Origin of the sequence: Pseudomonas sp. SH10-3B (assembly GCF_019891415.1) — a bacterium.
In the GTDB taxonomy this organism is placed as follows: domain Bacteria; phylum Pseudomonadota; class Gammaproteobacteria; order Pseudomonadales; family Pseudomonadaceae; genus Aquipseudomonas.
Genome location: NZ_JAFLXD010000009.1, coordinates 100,906 through 117,858, shown reverse-complemented (window position 1 = coordinate 117,858; position 16,953 = coordinate 100,906). Strand labels below are relative to the sequence as shown.

At 57.1% G+C, this 16,953-nt stretch carries 12 protein-coding genes; 6 read left to right on the top strand and 6 right to left on the bottom strand.

Annotated features, from left to right (window positions below; genetic code table 11):
- Window positions 1-151: 151 nt before the first annotated feature.
- Complete coding sequence (locus tag J1G35_RS09725; RefSeq protein WP_223014791.1) at window positions 152-2,434, bottom strand: CHASE2 domain-containing protein; 2,283 nt, start codon at window positions 2,432-2,434, stop codon at window positions 152-154.
- A 445-nt stretch (window positions 2,435-2,879) separates the two neighbouring features.
- Here J1G35_RS09725 and J1G35_RS09720 point away from each other — a divergent pair, with 445 nt between their 5' ends.
- Window positions 2,880-3,602, top strand: coding sequence for a response regulator transcription factor (locus tag J1G35_RS09720; RefSeq protein WP_053127432.1), 723 nt, complete (start codon window positions 2,880-2,882; stop codon window positions 3,600-3,602).
- A gap of 106 nt (window positions 3,603-3,708) precedes the next feature.
- Here J1G35_RS09720 and gyrB read toward each other — a convergent pair whose 3' ends face one another.
- The 4 genes from gyrB to dnaA are packed head-to-tail and all read right to left on the bottom strand — an operon-like array spanning window position 3,709 to window position 9,917.
- Entirely contained in the window at window positions 3,709-6,126 is a 2,418-nt protein-coding gene (gene gyrB, locus J1G35_RS09715; protein WP_053127434.1) for a DNA topoisomerase (ATP-hydrolyzing) subunit B, read from the bottom strand.
- Window positions 6,127-6,130: 4 nt separating this feature from the next.
- A complete protein-coding gene (recF, locus tag J1G35_RS09710) occupies window positions 6,131-7,234 on the bottom strand; it encodes a DNA replication/repair protein RecF (RefSeq protein WP_003187251.1) in 1,104 nt (367 codons plus the stop codon).
- 20 nt (window positions 7,235-7,254) lie between these two features.
- Entirely contained in the window at window positions 7,255-8,358 is a 1,104-nt protein-coding gene (gene dnaN, locus J1G35_RS09705) for a DNA polymerase III subunit beta (protein WP_005783345.1), read from the bottom strand.
- Between the two features lie 38 nt (window positions 8,359-8,396).
- The gene (gene dnaA, locus J1G35_RS09700) at window positions 8,397-9,917 is read right to left on the bottom strand and encodes a chromosomal replication initiator protein DnaA (RefSeq protein ID WP_053127436.1); all 1,521 of its coding nucleotides are present in this window, start codon (window positions 9,915-9,917) and stop codon (window positions 8,397-8,399) included.
- Window positions 9,918-10,502: 585 nt separating this feature from the next.
- On the opposite strand from dnaA, the gene rpmH reads away from it, so the two are divergent.
- From rpmH to mnmE, 5 genes are all read left to right on the top strand, one after another.
- Window positions 10,503-10,637 (top strand): 50S ribosomal protein L34, encoded by a 135-nt coding sequence (rpmH, locus tag J1G35_RS09695; protein WP_003213577.1) that lies wholly within the window; start codon window positions 10,503-10,505, stop codon window positions 10,635-10,637.
- Window positions 10,638-10,653: 16 nt separating this feature from the next.
- Entirely contained in the window at window positions 10,654-11,058 is a 405-nt protein-coding gene (rnpA, locus tag J1G35_RS09690; protein ID WP_053128141.1) for a ribonuclease P protein component, read from the top strand.
- Complete coding sequence (gene yidD, locus J1G35_RS09685) at window positions 11,051-11,296, top strand: membrane protein insertion efficiency factor YidD (RefSeq protein WP_010207715.1); 246 nt, start codon at window positions 11,051-11,053, stop codon at window positions 11,294-11,296. Before rnpA ends, yidD begins: the two co-directional genes overlap by 8 nt.
- 2 nt (window positions 11,297-11,298) lie before the next feature.
- The gene (gene yidC, locus J1G35_RS09680; protein WP_053127438.1) at window positions 11,299-13,002 is read left to right on the top strand and encodes a membrane protein insertase YidC; all 1,704 of its coding nucleotides are present in this window, start codon (window positions 11,299-11,301) and stop codon (window positions 13,000-13,002) included.
- A 79-nt stretch (window positions 13,003-13,081) separates the two neighbouring features.
- Window positions 13,082-14,452, top strand: a complete 1,371-nt coding sequence (mnmE, locus tag J1G35_RS09675) for a tRNA uridine-5-carboxymethylaminomethyl(34) synthesis GTPase MnmE (protein ID WP_223014790.1) — start codon at window positions 13,082-13,084, stop codon at window positions 14,450-14,452.
- 53 nt (window positions 14,453-14,505) lie between these two features.
- Here mnmE and J1G35_RS09670 read toward each other — a convergent pair whose 3' ends face one another.
- The gene (locus J1G35_RS09670; protein WP_223014789.1) at window positions 14,506-16,944 is read right to left on the bottom strand and encodes a TonB-dependent siderophore receptor; all 2,439 of its coding nucleotides are present in this window, start codon (window positions 16,942-16,944) and stop codon (window positions 14,506-14,508) included.
- Window positions 16,945-16,953 lie beyond the last annotated feature (9 nt).

Sequence of the window (16,953 nt, the reverse complement as noted above, 5' to 3'; positions counted from 1 at the left end):
GTTGGCGAATTGGCTTTTTTCATTCATAACAATCTGATTTTATTACATATTTCCACAGCTCATAAAATAGCGAAAACCGTGCATAAGTTTTTTCCGCATTAAAAAACCGGTCCTTGAGACCGGTTTTTTATGCACAGCAGAAAAGTACGTTTCAGCCGTCGTCCAGCAAGGGCAACTGCAGGCGGAAAGTGGTGCCTTTGCCCACGGTGCTTTCACACCCGATATGGCCTCCATGACGCTCCACGACCGCCTTGACCATGCTCAGTCCCAACCCCAACCCTTCGCTGCCTTGGGCCGAATCAAAGCGCTTGTACTGACTGAACAGCTCAGGCAAATCCTTGGCGGCTATCCCCGGGCCCTGGTCGCTGATCAGGCACTCCAACCAACCTTGCGCACTGCTGTGTCTTAATCGGACGGTGGTACCGGATGCCGAGTATTTGATCGCGTTCTCCAGCACATTGAACAATGCGCGGGTGAGCAGCGATTGATCGGCTGACACCATGCCTTCGTCGGCCTCGTCCAGATCGTGGACCAAGTGAATGCCTTTGAGCTGGGCGATCAGTGCCACTTGGTCAAAGGCATCCATCACCAACATGGCGAACAGCGTAGGCTCGAACTGGTAGCCATCGGCCTCGGCTTTCGCCAGTTGTACAAAAGATTCGGTGAGGCTCAAGGCGCGGCGTACTTGCTGCTCGATCTGGGCAAATATCGGCGACTCACTGTTGTGCACATCCAACAGCGCGAGGATCGCCGAGTGGGGTGCGCGCAAATCGTGGGAGAGAAAGCGCAGCATGGTTTCCCGATGCTGCTGGGCCTCGCGTTCCTTGCTCAAGTCGGTAAGGCTCAGCAACCACCCCAGCGCTACATCCCCTTCGGCCGGTAGCAACGGGGCAAGCTCCATGCGCAGGCTACGTTGGTGAATATCCCGAAACTCAACGAGTTCCAGCGCGGAGAGGGGAGGGCGTACACCATTGTGCAGCGGCGGGTAACCCAGGTCAGCCAACTGCTCCAGAAGGTTATGGGTGATCAAGTTATTACCGAACACTTCCCGGGCAATGCGGTTGGCCAACAGGATATTGCCTGCGGTATCCGTGATCAGTGTCGCCACCGGCAAGCACTCCAGCCCATCGGCCATAAATCGTCGGGTATCCCGTGTACGGCTCACGGCTTGCTCCAGGGCAAAGATGCGGCCCTGCAAAACGTCACCTTTGCTGGCGGGTGCACGGCGGCGCTCGGGCAAGACTTTGGGCTCGTTATCCAGGCGGGCCAATTCCCAACCGAAGTAGGCCAGGATCACGCTGAGACGCCGCCAATTCCAGATCAGGTAGCTGAGCAGCAAACCGATCCAGCAGGCCGCCGGCGACCACCAGTACCCCATACGCAATAGCGCCGCTGAGCCGAGCAAGGCCATAAACATTCCCCCCAGGGTCATCCACAGTGCGTAGCGTGGGCGGTAGAGCAGCAGGCCCAGCAGCAACGCTACCAGGGACGTGGCCATCAGCGCGGCCAGCCATCCGGACAGGTCCACAATACTGCGACCTTGCAGCAAGCCATTAAGTACGTTGGCCTGGATCTCCACGCCCGCCGTAGTGCCGGCCATGGGCGAGAGCGGTGTGGCAAAGCGATCGCCCATGCCCGAAGCGGTTGCCCCCACCAGAATCAGACGGTCTCGCAGCCGCTCAGGAGGCACTTCACCGCGTAATACGCTGACATAAGACACGCTGGGAAAATGGGTACCGGGGGCAATAAACGGGATACGAACGGCATGCTCCCGGTGCCAGCCCTGGGTAATCGACGCCTGGGACTCCCCTGGCATGTCCGTAGATTGACCGCTCATCACGAAAGCCAGCCACGCTAACTGCAGCGCCGTGGCGTCGGCTGGACCCTCACGCATATACAGGCTGCGGACCACGCCATCACTGTCGCCCTCCACATTGATATGCCCGACGCCCCTGGCGCATTTAAGCAGCGAGAGCATTTGCGCCCCAGGCTGGCTGTAGCTGGCGGAATCGTCGCGTGCCAGGGGCAACAGTACGTTGCCGGCGTTGCACACCGAGTCGGCCAGGCGCTTGTCATTGGCCGGGTCGCCAGGTTCGCTGAAGATCACATCAAACAGGATAGCGGCCGGCTGCGCGGCACTCAGGCGATCGATCAGGTCGGCATGCAGGCTACGCGGCCAGGGCCACTGCCCGAGCTTCTTCAGGCTAGGATCATCAATGGTCACCAGCAGAATTCGTGGATCCACTGGCAGCGGCGTCAAACGTCGAAGGCTGTCGTACAGGGCGTTATTCAAGGCCAGGCCAGGACTCATTGAGAGGTAGGCGGTGATCGGCAACAACAGCAACCCGATCCACAACCACTCACGTACCAGACCGTGGAACAGGCGCTGGGCATGGGTGGGTTGACGTTTTTCGGCCTTGCCCCAAAGCATCATGGGTCAACGCGCCTGTATTGTTGGCGTGCGGTAGAAGATGGCATAGACCCCGGTTTCCCCTCCAGGTGGCGCTCGTCGGAAGCCGACACGCGCACGCGATAGAACGATGCGTTGAGCCCAGTGAAGCTCATTTTCGACGCAGTAGAAAAATTTTCCTGCTTGATCTTCATAACGCTGGGATTCCAAAGAGCCTCCCCTATCAGGGCACCGGAGTTTACGACAGCACACGCGTCGGCTGATCCTTTTCCTTACGGCTTGGAGCCGGTATCTTTCCCACATAGGTATAGAGGACTTTCAATGGCTTAATCGCATATTGATTCCAGCGTACCTAGAGATCCAAGGGGTCGTCGCATCTGAGCACAATTCTTCAGATTCAATGACTGGCATCTGTGCAGTACGTGCCCTCAATACGACTGCCGTACTCTTCAAAAGAAAGGACCCACCCATGCGTGTCGCAATACTGGATGACGAACCCGCTGAATTGCGACGGGTGGAACAGACACTGCGACAAATCCCCAGCACCGCCGAACAGCCCTGGACCCTGCATTGCTTCGAGCGCGGAGAAGACCTGCTGCGTCAGTTGCGTCGGGAAACCTTTGACCTGCTGATACTCGACTGGCAACTGCCCGATATCACCGGCATCGCATTGCTGCGCTGGACCCGTGAGCACATGGAGTCGCCACCCGCCGTCATCATGCTCACCAGCCGTGATGCCGAAAGCGATATCGTCACCGCATTGAACAGTGGCGCCGACGATTACGTCAGCAAACCCTTTCGCCCTAATGAGCTGAAAGCTCGGGTCACCGCTGTACTTCGGCGGCACGGGCTGCAGAAATCAGCGAGCCCTGAAGTGCAGAGTTTTAATGACCTGACTTTCGACGACGCGGAGTTGACCGTCACGCGCGCAGGCAAACCGATCAACCTTACCGAGCGCGAATACCGCCTGGCGAGCTGCTTATTCGCCAACCTGGCTCGGCCGCTGTCGCGTGAGTACCTTTATGAACGGTTCTGGACCCATGAAGAAATGGTCTCTTCTCGGCCGTTGGATACGCACATCTATCGGCTGCGCAACAAGCTCGGGCTTACCGCGGATAGGGGTTGGCAGTTGTTGACGATCTATGGGTATGGGTATCGGTTGGAGAGTGTGGCTACAGCTTCTTCTGGATAAAAACCACGATGTTCCACGTGGAGCATTTTGCAGAGCATGATTCCCACGCAATAAAAAAGGCCAACGCATAGCGTTGGCCTTTTTTATTTTGGAGGTCGCGCCTGGATCAGAAGTCCAGGTTAGACACTGCCAAGGCATTGCTCTCGATGAAGTCACGGCGAGGTTCGACCGCATCACCCATCAGGGTGTTGAAGATCTGGTCTGCGCCAATGGCGTCTTCGATGGTCACACGCAGCATACGACGCTGGGCTGGGTCCATGGTGGTTTCCCACAGTTGATCGGGGTTCATTTCACCCAGACCTTTGTATCGCTGGATGGTGTGGCGCTTGGTGCTTTCAGCCATCAACCAGTCCAGGGCTTCCTTGAACTCCTTGACCGCTTTCTTACGCTCACCACGTTGAATGTACGCACCGTCGTCCAGCAGGGTGCTCAGTTGCGCGCCGAGGGTCACAACGGTCTTGTAGTCGTTGCTGCCGAAGAAGTCGCGGTTGAAGGTGACGTAGTTCGACAGACCGTGGGAGATCAATTCGACCTCCGGCAGCCAGACGTTACGTTCACGGTCTTCACGCAGGCTCGCTTTGTACACCAGGCCAGACTTCTCGACGGTGCGCAGGCGAACCTCGTACTGGGCCAGCCAATCCTGCATGTGTGCGTGATCGCCCAACTGCTCCAGGCTTACGGACGGCAGGTAGATGAAGTGCTCGGTCAGTTCCTGTGGGTACAGGCGCGACAGGCGCTTAAGAGTCTTCATTACCATGCGGAAGTCGTTAACCAGACGCTCCAGCGCCTCGCCGGAGATTCCCGGGGCTTCGTCGTTCAAGTGCAGGCTGGCATCTTCCAGGGCCGACTGCGTCATGTACTCTTCCATGGCGTCGTCGTCTTTGATGTATTGCTCTTGCTTGCCTTTCTTCACTTTGTACAACGGCGGCTGGGCGATATAGATGTAGCCACGCTCAATCAGCTCCGGCAACTGACGGAAGAAGAAGGTCAGCAGCAGGGTACGGATGTGCGAACCGTCGACGTCAGCATCGGTCATGATGATGATGTTGTGGTAACGCAGCTTGTCGATGTTGTACTCGTCACGGCCAATACCGCAGCCAAGCGCAGTGATCAAGGTGCCGACTTCCTGGGAGGAAATCATCTTGTCGAAGCGCGCTTTCTCGACGTTGAGGATCTTACCCTTCAACGGCAGGATGGCCTGGGTGCGACGGTTACGACCCTGCTTGGCGGAACCGCCAGCAGAGTCACCTTCCACCAGATACAGTTCGGAGAGGGCAGGGTCCTTCTCCTGGCAGTCAGCCAGCTTGCCGGGCAAGCCGGCGATATCCAGCGCGCCTTTACGGCGGGTCATCTCACGGGCTTTACGCGCCGCTTCACGGGCACGCGCGGCGTCGATCATCTTGCCCACAACCAGCTTGGCTTCGTTCGGGTTTTCCAGCAGGAAGTCCGAGAAGTACTTGCCCATTTCCTGTTCAACGGCGGTCTTCACTTCGGAAGACACCAGCTTGTCTTTGGTCTGGGAGCTGAATTTAGGGTCCGGCACTTTCACCGAGATAATCGCGGTCAGGCCTTCGCGGGCATCGTCACCGGTGGTGGCAACTTTATGCTTCTTCGCCAGGCCTTCGGCTTCGATGTAGGTGTTCAGGTTACGCGTCAGCGCGGAACGGAAACCCACAAGGTGAGTACCGCCGTCACGCTGCGGAATGTTGTTGGTGAAGCACAACAGGTTCTCGTTGAAGCTGTCGTTCCACTGCAGGGCGATTTCCACGCCGATGCCGTCTTCACGCTGGATGTTGAAGTGGAACACCTGGTTAACCGCAGTCTTGTTGGTGTTCAGGTATTCAACAAACGCACGCAAGCCGCCTTCGTATTTGAACAGCTCTTCCTTGCCGCTGCGCTCATCCTTGAGGACGATGCCAACACCGGAGTTGAGGAAGGACAGTTCACGAATCCGCTTGGCGAGGATGTCCCAGCTGAAGTGGATGTTCTTGAAGGTATCAGCCGATGGCTTGAAATGGATCTGGGTACCGGTGCTTTCACTGTCGCCAACGATCTTCATCGGCTCTTGTGGCACACCGTGGACGTAAGTCTGCTCCCAGATCTTGCCACTGCGGCGAACGGTCAGGATCAGCTCTTCGGACAGAGCATTCACCACCGAGACACCCACACCGTGCAAACCACCGGAGACTTTATAGGAGTTGTCGTCGAACTTACCGCCGGCGTGGAGCACGGTCATGATGACCTCTGCCGCCGAAACGCCTTCTTCTTTGTGCACGTCTACCGGGATGCCACGACCGTTGTCGCGCACGGTGATGGATTCATCCGGATGGATGATGATGCTGATGTCGTCGCAGTGACCGGCCAGAGCTTCGTCGATGGAGTTGTCGACCACCTCGAACACCATGTGGTGCAGACCGCTACCGTCATCAGTGTCGCCAATGTACATACCGGGACGTTTGCGTACGGCATCCAAACCTTTCAGCACTTTAATGCTGGTCGAGTCGTACGTGTTTTCTTCGCTCATGCCTTCACTCCCGATGGTCGTGGGTCTGGGTGATACGGCCTTGTTCCACGTGGAACAAAGCGACTGGCGTTTCCGTCTGCCAGCCTTCCCTCAATAATTCGTGGTCTACACAGGTGATAAACACCTGGCAGCGTAAGTCTTCCAACAAGCGACATAGCGAGCGGCGGTGTTGCTCGTCGAGTTCAGACGGCAAGTCATCCACCAGATAAATACACTGACCACGTCGGGCTTGGCTAACCAGATGGCCCTGGGCGATACGCAACGCGCACACCACCAACTTCTGCTGGCCGCGGGACAATATATCCGCAGCATTGTGTGCGCCTAATCTAAGACGCAAATCAGCCCGTTGGGGGCCGGCCTGGGTATGGCCAATTTGCTGATCCCGCTGCAAGGAGGTGGCGAGCACTGCACTCAGTTCACGCTCTTTGTCCCAGCCACGGTAGTAGCTCAACGTCAGCCCTTCGAGATCCAATAACTCACTCAAGGTCTGCTCAAAGACTGGTTTCAAGGCTTTGATATAGGCGCGGCGGTATTCATCTATTTCGTCGCTGGCCAGGCACAGTTCCCGGTCCCAGGCCGCTTGCGAAGCGGCGTCAAGTGTACCATGCCGCAGCCATGAGTTCCGCTGCCGCAGGGCCTTCTGCAGGCGCTGCCAAGTGGCCATGAATCGCGGTTCCACGTGGAACACTCCCCAATCGAGGAACTGTCTGCGGATTTTTGGCGCGCCTTCCAGCAAGCGGAAGCTGTCAGGGTTGATCAGTTGCAATGGCAGGATCTCTGCCAGTTGCGCAGCACTGCGAGCATTTTGCCCGTCGATACGAATCTGGAACTCACCGCCGCGATCACGAGAAATCCCCAGGCTACTGTGGCCGCCTTCCGCCAGTTCGACCTGGCCAAATACCGTGCAAGCCAGTTGTTCGTACTGAATCACCGGCAACAAGCGGGCACTGCGAAAGGAACGGGCAAGCCCCAGCAAGTGGATGGCTTCCAGCACGCTGGTTTTGCCACTGCCGTTGGCGCCGTGGAGGATATTGATGCGGGGGGAGGGGGAGAAGGTCACCGGGTGCAGATTGCGCACCGCGGTGACCGAGACGCGACTAAGGGACATCTAGCTTCTGCTGAGCATGATTACAGGCGCATCGGCATAACAACGTAAGCCGAGTCGTCGTTATCGGATTCCTGCACCAGGGCGCTGCTGTTGGAGTCAGACAGGATCAGGCGAACCTGTTCGGTGGTCATCACACCCAGCACGTCCAGCAGATAGCTCACGTTAAAGCCGATTTCCAAAGAGCCGCCGTTGTAGTCAACGCCCACTTCTTCTTCTGCTTCTTCCTGCTCAGGGTTATTGGCCTGGATTTTCAACTGACCGTTGGCCAGCTGCAGACGAATCCCACGGTACTTTTCGTTGGACAGAATTGCGGTACGGCTGAACGCTTCACGCAGAGCCTGGCGATCACCGATCACCAATTTGTCACCGCCTTTAGGCAGAACGCGCTCGTAATCTGGGAACTTGCCGTCAACCAGCTTCGAGGTGAAGGTAAACTCACCGGTGGTCGCGCGGATATGGTGCTGACCCAGTACGATGCTGACATTGCCATCCGGCTCAGTGAGCAGGCGCGCCAACTCGAGAATACCCTTACGCGGCACAATCACCTGGTGACGATCCGGTTGGCCAATATCGGCACGCATCGAGCACATCGCCAGACGGTGACCGTCGGTGGCTACGGCGCGGATGATGCCTTCGGATACTTCCAGCAGCATGCCGTTGAGGTAGTAACGCACGTCCTGTTGAGCCATGGCAAAGCTGGTGCGCTCAATCAGACGACGCAGTTTGCTTTGCTCCAGGCTGCAGGTCAGCGAGCCTGGGCCCTCTTCCACAGTCGGGAAATCGTTGGCCGGCAACGTAGACAGGGTGAAACGACTGCGACCGGCCTTGACCACCAACTTCTGCTCATCAACCTTAATGTCGATCAGCGCGTCGTTCGGCAGGCTTTTGCAGATGTCCATCAGCTTGCGGGCAGGTACTGTGATCTCGCCAGGTTCAGCGGGCTCTTCCAGTTGCACGCGACCGACCAGCTCGACTTCCAGGTCGGTACCGGTCAGGGACAATTGCTGGCCTTCGACCACCAGCAATACGTTGGAGAGCACCGGCAAGGTCTGTCGGCGCTCGACGACGCCTGCGACCAGTTGCAGGGGTTTCAACAGGGCTTCGCGTTGAATGGTGAAATGCATGGTCTAGTCCCTTGCCTTAATAAGCTGCGCTGGTGTCATCACGTAGTCAGTGTACGCAGCAGGTTCTTGTAGTCCTCGCGAATATCCGCGTCGGATTCCTTAAGTTCGTTGATCTTGCGGCACGCGTGCAAGACCGTGGTGTGGTCACGACCGCCAAACACATCACCGATTTCCGGCAGGCTATGGTTGGTCAACTCCTTGGAGAGCGCCATGGCCACCTGACGAGGACGAGCCACCGAGCGCGAACGGCGCTTGGACAGCAAGTCGGAAATCTTGATCTTGTAGTACTCGGCCACGGTGCGCTGGATGTTATCCACACTCACCAGTTTGTCCTGCAATGCCAGCAAGTCCTTCAGGGATTCGCGAATCAGCTCGATGGTGATGTCGCGGCCCATGAAGTGAGAGTGCGCGATGACACGCTTGAGCGCACCTTCCAACTCACGCACGTTGGAGCGGATGCGTTGAGCGATGAAAAACGCGGCGTCGTGAGGCAGATCGACTTTCGCCTGGTCGGCCTTTTTCATCAGGATCGCAACGCGGGTTTCCAACTCGGGCGGCTCTACCGCAACGGTCAGGCCCCAACCGAAGCGCGACTTCAAGCGTTCTTCCAGGCCTTCGATTTCCTTCGGATAACGGTCACTGGTCAGGATGACCTGTTGGCCGCCTTCGAGCAGGGCGTTGAAGGTGTGGAAAAACTCTTCCTGGGAACGCTCCTTGCGCGCGAAGAATTGGATGTCATCGATCAGCAATGCATCAACGGAGCGGTAGAACCGCTTGAACTCGTTGATTGCATTGAGCTGCAGGGCCTTGACCATGTCAGCGACGAAGCGCTCCGAGTGCAGGTACACAACCTTGGCATTCGGGTTCTTCTTTAATAGGTGGTTACCCACAGCGTGCATCAAGTGGGTCTTACCCAAACCAACGCCACCATAAAGGAAAAGCGGGTTGTAACCATGCTTGGGGTTATCGGCAACCTGCCAGGCGGCCGCGCGGGCCAACTGGTTGGATTTACCTTCGACGAAGTTCTCAAAGGTGAATGTGCGGTTCAGGTAGCTGGTGTGCTTGAGCGCACCTTCGACCTGCACCGTACGCTGCTCGGCGCGAACCGGAGCCTGCTGGGAACTGGCGCCCGCCATCGGATCGAAGCTGTCGCGGGACGGCTCTTCATTAATAGGCGCATTTTTCTGCGACGAGGATTTCGAAGGCGTCTGGGCAACCGGTGCCGGCGAGTTATTAACAGGCGCCGCCGCGGCCTGTGCCTGCGAGACGCTTGCCGCCAGCGGGGCATTCGGTGCTGCACGAGGTGCCGAGCTGCGTTTGCTACCTATTAATAAGGAGAGCACGGGCGCGAGGCCATTGCCATGTTCATCGAGCAATTCGAGAACGCGGCTCAGGTACTTCTCGTTGACCCAGTCCAGAACAAAACGATTGGGTGCGTAGACGCGCAACTCGTCGCCTTCGGCTTCGACCTGTAGCGGGCGGATCCAGGTGTTGAATTGCTGGGCAGGCAGCTCATCGCGCAAAAGCTCCACGCACTGCTGCCAAAGTTCCACTGACACGGATATCCCCTAAGTTGAAAGCCGGTGAGGCAAAAACAGCCGCCATTGTAGCGGCCAACCGCCCACTTATCCACATGTAGGTCGCTCAGTGGCCACCCAAAATCAACGTCTTATCGCTGAAAAAGGCGACCAGCGGTCTGTGCATAAGCTCTGTGGATAAGCGCCCCTGAGCTCGTTGCACAAGTGGGGTCAAAAGTCTGTGGGTAACTGGCCTGTGGATAACATGCCATTCCACACACAGCTTATCCGACAGCGCAGCACAGGCAGAACACCGTTTCTCCCCCGTGTTGTCATTCTCTGTACAGCACGTGAAATATGGCCTTAAGGCAGTTATCCACAGAGGATGGCCTGCCTAGCTTTTATAAGCTTTACAGAAAAGCTTTAAATAACTTCCTTCTTTATTTTTATATCTATGGCATTGCTCATGGAAGCAGAACGGAAAGAAAAGGTCTGGAGGCCCGTAAAGATCTAATTGAAGGAAAAGCTGGTTGGAAATTGACCTAGAGGCTTGCTTTCTCTAGAATCGCCGGTCTCTTAAAACGGGGGCCATTCCGGCCCGTTGTGGACGAACCAGGTAACAACGCCATGAAACGTACTTTCCAACCAAGCACCATCAAACGCGCCCGTACCCACGGCTTCCGTGCTCGCATGGCTACCAAGAACGGCCGTGCTGTCCTGTCGCGTCGCCGCGCCAAAGGTCGTGCGCGTCTGGCAGTTTGATAATCCGGTACTGGTGGTGAGTCAGGACTTCAGTCGGGAAAAGCGTCTGCTAACCCCCCGGCACTTCAAGGCAGTCTTTGACTCCCCCACCGGCAAGGTTCCGGGGAAAAATCTCCTGCTCCTTGCGCGTAACAACGATCTTGATCACCCCCGTCTCGGGTTGGTGATCGGCAAGAAGAGCGTAAAGCTCTCCGTTGAGCGCAATCGCCTCAAGCGTCTGATGCGCGAATCGTTTCGCCTCCACCAGGACACTCTGGTTGGTTGGGATATTGTTATCGTCGCGCGCAAAGGCTTGGGGGATGTAGAAAACCCCGAATTGATTCAGCATTTCGGCAAGCTCTGGAAACGTCTGGCGCGTACCAACAAACCAGCACCAGCAGTCAGCACCGAAACTGTAGGGGTAGACAGCACCGATGCGTAAACTGGCGCTCGTTCCGATCCAGTTTTATCGCTATGCCATTAGTCCTCTGATGGCCAGCCACTGTCGTTTCTACCCCAGTTGTTCCTGCTACGCGTTAGAGGCCATAGAAAATCATGGTCTTCTGCGCGGTGGCTGGCTGACCTTTCGTCGTTTAGGTCGCTGTCATCCGTGGAATCCCGGTGGTTATGACCCGGTTCCACCTATCCCTACCTCCCGTTCTTCTTCGATGGCCGAGTAATCATGGATATTAAACGCACGATCCTGATCGTCGCCCTGGCAATCGTGTCCTACGTCATGGTCCTTAAGTGGAACCAGGACTACGGCCAAGCTGCCCTGCCGACTCAGAATGTTGCTGCCAATGCTGTTCCAGCGGGGCTTCCCGACACAGTAAGTGGCACCAATACTGCCGCCAGTGATGACATTCCACGCGCAGCGGGCGAAACAAACGCACCTGCCGAAGTTGCAGTCGCCGCAAGCACCGATCTCATCCAGATCAAGACGGATGTATTGGACCTGGCTATCGACCCGCAAGGTGGCGATGTTGCCAAACTGACACTTCCGCTGTATCCGCGTCGTCAGGATCACCCGGAAATTCCATTCCAGTTGTTCGATAACGGTGGCGAACGTGTTTACCAGGCACAAAGTGGCCTGATCGGCACCAACGGCCCTGATGCGAGCCCAACCGGTCGTCCGATTTTCTCTGCAGAGAAGAAGAACTATCAACTGGCAGATGGCCAGGACCAACTGGTCGTAGATTTGAAGTTCAGCAAGGACGGCGTCAACTACATCAAGCGCTTCACCCTCAAGCGCGGCCTGTACGACATCGTTGTCACCTATTTGATCGACAACCAGAGCGCTCAGCCTTGGACCGGTGCAATGTTTGCGCAGCTCAAGCGTGACGCCAGCTCCGATCCATCGTCCAGCACTGCCACCGGCACCGCGACTTACCTGGGCGCTGCCCTGTGGACAAGTTCGGAGCCGTACAAAAAAGTGTCCATGAAGGACATGGATAAAGTCGCCGAAGACAAAACCAAGGCACCGATCACCTATAACGTGAACGGTGGTTGGGTAGCCTGGCTGCAACACTACTTTGTGACTGCTTGGATTCCTCAGCCTGGCCAGAACAATGCAGTACTGGCGCGCAAGGACAGCAAAGGTAACTACATCATCGGCTATACCGGCCCGGCGATGACCGTCGCTCCAGGTGCCAAGGCTGAAACCAGCGCTACCCTGTACGCAGGCCCGAAAAGCCAGGCCGTGCTGAAAGAGTTATCCCCAGGTCTGGAACTGACTGTGGATTACGGCATTCTGTGGTTCATTGCCCAGCCGATCTTCTGGTTGTTGCAACATATCCACAGCATCGTCGGCAACTGGGGCTTCTCGATCATCTTCCTGACGATGTTGATCAAGGGGATCTTCTTCCCACTGTCGGCCGCCAGCTACAAGTCGATGGCGCGCATGCGTGCCGTGGCCCCTAAACTGGCCGCGCTGAAAGAACAACATGGCGATGACCGGCAGAAAATGTCGCAGGCCATGATGGAGCTGTACAAGAAAGAGAAGATCAACCCGCTGGGTGGATGCTTGCCGATTCTGGTGCAGATGCCGGTATTCCTGTCGCTTTACTGGGTACTCCTGGAAAGCGTGGAAATGCGCCAGGCACCGTTCATGCTGTGGATAACTGACCTGTCGATCAAAGACCCGTTCTTTATCCTGCCGATCATCATGGGCGCAACCATGTTTATCCAGCAGCGCCTGAACCCGACACCGCCGGATCCGATGCAGGCCAAAGTGATGAAAATGATGCCAATCATCTTCACCTTCTTCTTCCTGTGGTTCCCTGCTGGTCTGGTTCTGTACTGGGTGGTCAACAACGTGTTGTCGATCTCTCAACAGTGGTACATCACGCGTAAAATCGAAGCGGCTACCAAAAAAGCCGAGGCGTAATTTACCCTGTGGATAACCACTCAAGACGCCCCCTAGTGGGGCGTTTTGCTTTCCGTCACTTTTATTCTGGAACCTGCTGATGAGCGCTCCTCGTGAAACCATCGCTGCTGTCGCTACCGCCCAGGGTCGCGGCGGTGTCGGTATCGTTCGTATTTCCGGGCCGCTCGCCGGCATTGCTGCAAAGGCCATCAGCGGGAGAGAGTTGAAGCCGCGCTATGCCCATTACGGCCCGTTCCTGGGCTCTGATGAAGAAGTATTGGACGAAGGCCTGGCCCTGTACTTCCCTGGACCAAACTCCTTCACGGGTGAAGACGTGCTGGAGTTGCAGGGGCATGGCGGCCCAATCGTTCTGGATATGTTGCTGCAGCGCTGCCTGCAATTGGGTTGCCGCCTGGCTCGCCCTGGAGAATTCAGTGAGCGGGCATTCCTTAACGACAAGCTCGACCTGGCACAGGCTGAAGCAATTGCCGATTTGATCGAGGCCAGTTCTGCACAGGCAGCACGCAACGCATTGCGCTCTTTGCAGGGCGCTTTTTCCCTGCGTGTGCATAACTTGACCGAGCAGTTGATAAGCCTGCGCATCTACGTCGAGGCCGCGATTGATTTTCCAGAAGAAGAAATCGACTTCCTCGCCGATGGCCATGTCCTGACGATGCTGGATAAAGTCCGCGATGAATTATCCACAGTCCTGCGTGAAGCCGGGCAGGGCGCGTTGCTGCGCGACGGCATGACAGTGGTGATCGCTGGGCGCCCCAATGCCGGCAAATCCAGTCTGCTCAACGCCCTGGCCGGTCGTGAAGCGGCCATCGTTACCGAGATTGCTGGTACTACCCGGGATATCCTGCGCGAACATATCCACATTGATGGCATGCCGTTGCACGTGGTCGACACCGCGGGTTTACGCGACACCGACGATCAAGTGGAAAAGATCGGCGTCGAGCGTGCGCTCAAGGCTATCAGTGAGGCGGACCGTGTTTTGCTGGTGGTAGATGCCACGGCGCCAGAAGCTGCAGATCCATTCGCGCTGTGGCCGGAATTCCTTGAGCAACGGCCAGACCCGTCCAAAGTCACCTTGATTCGGAATAAAGCTGACCTGACCGGTGAAGCCATAGCGATGGAAACCAGCGAGGATGGCCATGTCACCATCAGCCTGAGTGCGAAATCGGCCGGTGAGGGGCTGGAGTTGTTGCGCGACCACCTCAAGGCCTGCATGGGTTACGAGCAGACCTCGGAAAGCAGCTTCAGTGCACGCCGCAGGCACCTGGAGGCGCTGCGCCACGCTAGCGCGGCATTGGAGCACGGTCGGGCTCAATTGACCTTGGCGGGGGCTGGTGAGCTGTTGGCTGAGGACTTGCGTCAGGCGCAGCAGCTGTTGGGAGAAATCACCGGTGCGTTCAGCTCGGATGATCTGCTGGGGCGGATCTTCTCCAGCTTCTGCATCGGCAAGTAGGAGCTGGCTTGCCAGCGATAGAGGCCTGAAGAATATTTTCAGGCCTTCATCCTTCACCAGTTGTACGAAACAGTCCCAAGCAGTGTACGACTGTCACCCCAGTAGCAGCGGCCCGCGTCGTTGCATCCAGAAACATACTCCTTGTCGAACAGGTTCTTGGCGTTCACGTCCACTGACCAGTGCTTGTCGATCTGATAGCCGACGGCTGCGTCCACCAGAGTGACGCTCCCAGCATCCAGCTTTCCGTACAGACTTGGCTGGGTGTAAGAAAACGTACTGTCGAAATAGCGCACACCGCCGCCCAGGGACAAGCCCTTGAGTTGGCCATCGAGGAAGCGGTACTTGCCCCACACCGAGGCCTGGTTGCGCGGAACCCCCGTCATCTGATGCCCCTCGACCAGCGAGGTAGCGGAGTCCTTGGTAATACGAGCGTCAGTGTAGGTGTAGGCTGCGGTCACATTCAGGTTGGGCGTGATGTTGCTGTTCACCTCGACCTCGGCACCTTTGGCCCGACTTTCGCCTACCTGGCGGTAGCTGTTGGTGGTGGTGTCGAGGTAGGTGTCGTCTTCCTTGCGCAAGTCATACACCGACAGGGTCATCGCTGTATCCCAGCCGACCGGCTCGTACTTCACACCCACTTCGTACTGACTGCTGGTGATCGGCTTCAACGGTGAACCGGCGTTGGAGATCTGCTGTACAGGCACAAATGCGGTGGAGTAGCTGACGTACGGCGTCAGGCCGTTGTCGAACTGGTACATCACCCCGCCCTGGTAGGTAAACTTGCGGTCTTCGGAGCCGGTGTTGCTGGCCGTGTTGACCTTGTCGCGGTAATCACTGTCGACCCAGTCCTGGCGGCCGCCCAGCAGGAACAACCAGTGGTCATACTTGCTCTGGATTTGTGCATAAACACCCTTCATCTGCTGCTCGAGCAAGGTGTTTTGCACAGCCACTGGGGTAAGCGGCTCACGCAGGTACACTGGGTTATACACATTGATGGTGCCGGCGAAACCTGCGTCCCAATCCTGGTTGAACGAGGTGCGGTCATAACTGGCGCCGAACAGCACCGTATTGTCCAGGTCCCCGACCTGGAATTTGCCTTCCAACTGGTTATCCAGGGAGTAGACCATCGACTTGTTGTAGCGGTCGTAGGCCGTCATGTTCAGTTGGGTGCCGAAACCGCCATTGTTCAATGTGCTCGGCCAGGTTTCGTGGCGGTTGATGCGCGATTGCATGTACCGCGAGTTCTGGCGGAACTGCCACTCATCATTGAAGCTGTGGCTGAATTCGTATCCGCTGCTCCAGGCTTCACGTTCGAACGTATTCCAGTCCGGGTCGCCGAGCATGGTGTGCTTGGACAGCTTCCCGTTCGGATTTGTAAGCAGGGTCCCCGCGGCGGGTAGGCCGAGTTCGAGATTGGTGTGGTCTTTTTGGTAATTGGCCAACAGAGTGAGCGTGTTGAAGTCGTCGAAATTCAGGGTCAATGAAGGCGCGATGTACAGGCGATCATCAGGAACATGGTCAGTCTGCGTGTCAGACTTGCGGCCGAGCATCACAACCCGGCCAAGGATGTTTCCGCTGTCGTTGAGTGGACCAGAGATATCCACACCCAACTGACGCCGATTATTCGAGCCATAACCGAACTGCACTTCCCCTTGCGGCGTGGCAGTCGGATGTTTGCTCACCAGGTTCACTAAGCCGCCAGGCGCGTTTTCACCGTACAGAAGGGAAGAAGGCCCACGGAAGACTTCGACCCGCTCCAGACCATAGGGCTCACTGGTGGTGTCGTACCGATTGCCTTGTACGCGCAGGCCATCTCGCAGCAGGCCGTAGCCGTAATCCGTGGCATTGAAACCGCGGATGAAGAACAAGTCACCCGCGAGACCGTCGCCAGCAGCAAAGGGCGGCGCGAAGATACCTGGCACGTAGCCCAATACTTCAGTCAGGGTCTGCGACTTCTGGTCCTTGATGCGCTGGCCGGTGACGACCGATACCGAACGCGGTGTTTCCGACAGAGGCGTGCTGGTCTTGGTACCGATACGGCTGTTTTGCGCTTTGTAGCCCACATCCCCGGCAACCTCTTGACTGAACCCCGCCGTTTGATATGTGCTGACCGTGGTGGGCGCGAGCGTGAGTTGCCCTGTAGGAATGGCCTGCAGGACATAGCTGCCAGGCGCCTGAACTATCGCTTGTAACCCCGAGTTCTGCAGCAACAGTGCAAAACCTTGATCAACCGAATAGTCACCTTCCAGCCCGGTTGTGTTCAAGCGCGCGGTTTGCTGGGGCGAGAAAGACAGAATCACATTCGCCCTGGCGGCAAATTGGCTCAAGGCATTGTCCAGGGGACCGGCCGCAATGGCGTAATGCTGCACCGCGCTGGCGGCCATGGCATCACTGGATAGCAAAACACCGGCTGTGGCTGCCGTGCCGAGCAGCAGGCTGCACGTCATACCGTGGTAGGAAAGTCGCTGGCGGAGCTTGGTGCGAAGGCGCATAGGTGGGTA